This window comes from Yoonia sp. (assembly GCF_014859355.1).
GTDB lineage: Bacteria > Pseudomonadota > Alphaproteobacteria > Rhodobacterales > Rhodobacteraceae > Yoonia.
In genome coordinates, this window is sequence record NZ_JACUUJ010000080.1 from 1 (window position 1) to 3,836 (window position 3,836).

At 56.0% G+C, this 3,836-nt stretch carries 4 protein-coding genes and 1 pseudogene; 4 read left to right on the forward strand and 1 reads right to left on the reverse strand.

The genetic code is table 11. The features are described 5' to 3' along the window. Positions 1-78: 78 nt before the first annotated feature. Positions 79-600 carry a MaoC/PaaZ C-terminal domain-containing protein gene (locus IBX59_RS14820; protein ID WP_296376947.1) on the reverse strand — a complete coding sequence of 174 codons (522 nt, stop codon included), beginning with the start codon at positions 598-600 and terminating at the stop codon, positions 79-81. Between the two features lie 31 nt (positions 601-631). Between IBX59_RS14820 and IBX59_RS14825 the strand changes: the two genes are divergently transcribed. From IBX59_RS14825 to IBX59_RS14840, 4 genes and pseudogenes are all read left to right on the forward strand, one after another. Continuing rightward, a complete protein-coding gene (locus IBX59_RS14825; RefSeq protein ID WP_296376949.1) occupies positions 632-1,168 on the forward strand; it encodes a MaoC family dehydratase in 537 nt (178 codons plus the stop codon). Beyond that, positions 1,161-2,300, forward strand: coding sequence for a carbohydrate ABC transporter substrate-binding protein (locus IBX59_RS14830; RefSeq protein ID WP_296376951.1), 1,140 nt, complete (start codon positions 1,161-1,163; stop codon positions 2,298-2,300). The genes IBX59_RS14825 and IBX59_RS14830 overlap by 8 nt, the downstream gene beginning before the upstream one ends. Further along, entirely contained in the window at positions 2,297-3,481 is a 1,185-nt protein-coding gene (locus IBX59_RS14835) for a CaiB/BaiF CoA-transferase family protein (protein WP_296376953.1), read from the forward strand. Before IBX59_RS14830 ends, IBX59_RS14835 begins: the two co-directional genes overlap by 4 nt. 25 nt (positions 3,482-3,506) lie before the next feature. Continuing rightward, a pseudogene (locus tag IBX59_RS14840) lies at positions 3,507-3,836 on the forward strand (sugar ABC transporter substrate-binding protein); the annotation flags it as partial.

Here is a 3,836-nt window from a genome sequence, read left to right on the forward strand (position 1 = left end):
GGACAATGCCGCCAGCGCCGATGATTACAATCGGCTTGGGCGCGCTGGGTGCCGGCCAGCTTTGTTGCAGATTGGCGATCATGATGTTGCCTCCTTCATTTCGACCAGTAATACGTGTTCACAATACATCACTGTGCTGCTGTCCTGTTTTTTTGTCTCTGTGATTTCGACAACCTTACCGTAGCCCTTGCGCTTTGGATCTGGTGTCATTTCGCCAATGGTAACGACGGTGTGGATCGTGTCCCCGATGTGCACTGGGGTTGGAAAGCGCAGCCGTTCATACCCGTATGTAAAGGCGCGCGGGTTGATCTGGGTCGCCGTCAAACCAACGCCGATTGCAAAGGTCATCGTACCATGGGCGATGCGCTGTCCAAAGGGGCTTGCCGCGCAAAATTCTGCGTCCATGTGGTGGGGAAAAAAGTCGCCGGTATGGCCTGCATGCACAACAAAATCTGTTTCTGTGATTGTGCGGCCAGCCGTCTTTCGGCGATCGCCTGTGCTGTATTCTTCAAAAAATTGTTCCTTTTCCATGCCGTGCCATCCTTTCAGTATCGCAATATATTTTATATATACAAAATACTTTGACATGTAAAAAGACACAATGCTACGAATGGGGTATCAGGATGGGGGGATGATCATGGCACAAATCGGCGTGCACGCACGAGGATCGCCAGGATTGCCGGAAGATCACGCCGGGATTCCGGTGTGGAATACCGAAGATTGGTATTATGAAGATTTTGAGGTCGGTGATAAGATCCGTTCGATCCGGCGCACGATTTCCGAGGGCGAATCGATGCTGTTCAACAGCCTTGTCATGGACCACCACCCGTACGTCAGCGACCAGGAATTTGCTGAACACGAAGGCGTCTTTGGCAAACGGCTTGTTGCGGGTGCGTTCGTGTTTTCCCTTGGATTGGGGCTTGCCGCGACGAATTGCCAAAACTCGTTTTCTTATGGCTATGACCGACTGCGGTTCATCAAACCCGTGTTCATCGTCGATACGATCTACACCATCCGCGAGAACCTTGGCAAAGAGCCGAAAGACGAAAAGATGGGCAAAGTCCGTGTGAGCTATTCAGTCTACAAAGGCGAAGGCGAACTGGTGCTTTATGCCGAACATCTGATGACCGCACTGCACCGCCCTGTCGAGGGGCCCGCGCATGGGTGAGGCGATCACCCTCCGCGGCATGACGTGGGACCACAGCCGTGGCGTGGACCCGATGCGAGCGACCTCTGCAGCCTATGCCAAGTCGCATCCAGGCGTTGAAATCACTTGGGAAAAACGGTCGTTGCAGGCCTTTGCAGACCGCCCCATCGGTGAAATGACCGCGGCCTATGACCTGATGGTTATCGACCATCCACATGTGGGTGAAGTTGCTTTTTCCGGCAATCTTGTGGCCTTTGATGCGCTTTGCCGCGATGCAGACCTTGCAACACTTGCCGCGCAATCAGTTGGCCTCTCGCACCCGTCTTACAACTTTGGTGGCCACCAATGGGGGCTTGCGATTGACGCGGCCACGCCTGTTGCGTCCTTCCGGCCTGATCTGATCGACGCTGCACCAAAATCATGGGACGGCGTGATGGCGCTGGCAAATGCGGGCAAGGCCGCCTTGGCGCTGATCCCGATCAACACGCTGATGACATTCTTCGGGCTGGCGCAGAATTTGCGCTATGACGTGGCCGAAAACCCCGACGCACTGATGGATCGCAGCCACGCCGAAGAGGTGCTTGGCCATGTTGGAGAACTGGCCGCAAAGGTTGACCAGCGCTGCCTGACCCTTGACCCCATCGGCGTTCTGGAATGGATGGGCCGCACAAAAGACGCACCTGCCTATTGCCCGTTTGGCTATGGCTACACAAACTACAGCCGCGATGGGTATTGCGAATTTCCGATCATTTTCGCCAATGCCCCCGGCTTTGGCGACAACGGCCCGCGTGGCACCGTTATTGGTGGTACAGGCATCGCGATTTCCAGCCAGTGCAAGCACATTGACGTGGCCGCCGATTACGCCTTCTGGATCGCAGGTGCCGATTGGCAGACAGGTCTATACTTTGAAAGCGGTGGCCAACCGGGCAATGCAGTCGCGTGGCAAGCTGACACCACAAACGCGCAATGCCGTAACTTCTTCCACAACACGCGCGAGACGCTGGAAACCGCCTGGCTGCGCCCCCGCTACAACGGCTACATGGGCTTCCAAGAGCGTGGCGGCAATATCTTGCACGCGTTCCTGCGCGGCGAGACCAGCAAGATCGCAACGCTTGATCGCCTTGACGCCGCCTACCGCGAGAGCAGAACATGAACGTTCTTCCACAAACCGAACGCCCGCTGAACGGGCTGACAGTCGTTGATTTCAGCCAGTTTCTGTCAGGGCCACTGTGCGGCCTGAAACTTGCCGATCTAGGCGCGCGCGTGATCAAGGTTGAACGCCCCGGCGTCGGGGATTTGTGCCGCAACCTTTATCTGTCAGACACGGATATTGATGGCGACAATTCGCTTTTCCACGCCATCAACCGCAACAAGGAAAGCGTTACCGCCGATCTGCGCGATCCAAACGATCGCGCCGCTTTGGTTGAATTGCTCACGTCAGCCGACGTGATGATCCAGAATTTCCGCCCCGGCGTGATTGAACGTCAGGGCTTTGGCTATGATGATGTACGGGCAATCAATCCGCGTATTATATACGGCAGCATCTCTGGCTACGGCGAAGACGGCGCTTGGAAGGATTTGCCGGGTCAAGACTTGCTGGCGCAAGCGCGGTCGGGGTTGTTGTGGCTGACGGGCAGTGCTGATGATGCGCCCACGCCAATGGGATTGGCGGTCGCTGACATGCTGGCGGGAAATGCTTTGGCACAGGGCATCCTGGCGGCTTTGGTTGGCCGGGGCATTCACGGCAAGGGTGCATTGATCCAGACCAGTCTGCTGGAAGCTATGATTGATTTCCAGTTTGAGGTTCTCTCGACCCACCTCAATGACGGCAATCGCATCCCCCAGCGCAGCAGCATCAATGGCGCCCACGCCTATCTGGGCGCGCCCTACGGTATCTATCAGACCAGTGACGGGTTTCTGGCCCTTGCGATGATTCCGTCGCTGGAGGTTCTGGCCGATCTGATCGAGATCAAGGGACTGGAAGACCTTTATGGCGACACCGCCGTCCTGATCACCCAGCGCGACCCGATCAAATCGAAGATTGCCGCGCAAATCATCACCCGAACGACGGCGGACTGGCTCGCAGTTTTGCAGCCTGCTGACATTTGGTGCTCAGAAGTTCTCGGCTGGAAAGAAATGCGCGAGACCGAGGCATATCAACGTCTCGACCTAGAACAAACGATTGTGCGCAGTGGCACCGTGCGGCTTAAAATGCTGCGTTCGCCTATTCGCTACAATGGCGCGACGCTGAAATCTGATCGCGCCGCACCGGAACTTGGTCAGGACACCGACCGTGTCCTAGCGCCTAAACGGCCGCATTCTGCGGCACAATGACGGTCAAAATCCAAGGGAGGAAACCATGACCAATTCAACACTAAAGATGCTATTGGCAGCTACGGCGCTGACAGGCATGGCCGCGACATCTGTTGTGGCTGAAGACGTCAATTACGGCAGCTTTGACGGCTATACGCTGCACGTCAAACTGATTGGCGGCGCACAATACGAGCCACTTTACGCGCGCATTTCGCAATGGGAAGAAATGACAGGCGCGAAGGTCGATGTGCTGTCCCGCAAGAACCACTTTGAGTTGGATCGCGAGATCAAGCAAGACATCGCAGCGGGCACACTGAACTGGTGCGTTGGATCAAACCACACCAGTTTTGCCCCGCAGTACGGAAATATTTATCGC

Excerpts from the sequence above, each read along its gene's own strand:
- IBX59_RS14825 (WP_296376949.1), top strand. The coding sequence starts at position 632 with ATGATCATGGCACAAATCGGCGTGCACGCACGAGGATCGCCAGGATTG.
- IBX59_RS14830 (WP_296376951.1), top strand. The coding sequence starts at position 1,161 with ATGGGTGAGGCGATCACCCTCCGCGGCATGACGTGGGACCACAGCCGT.
- IBX59_RS14835 (WP_296376953.1), top strand. The coding sequence starts at position 2,297 with ATGAACGTTCTTCCACAAACCGAACGCCCGCTGAACGGGCTGACAGTC.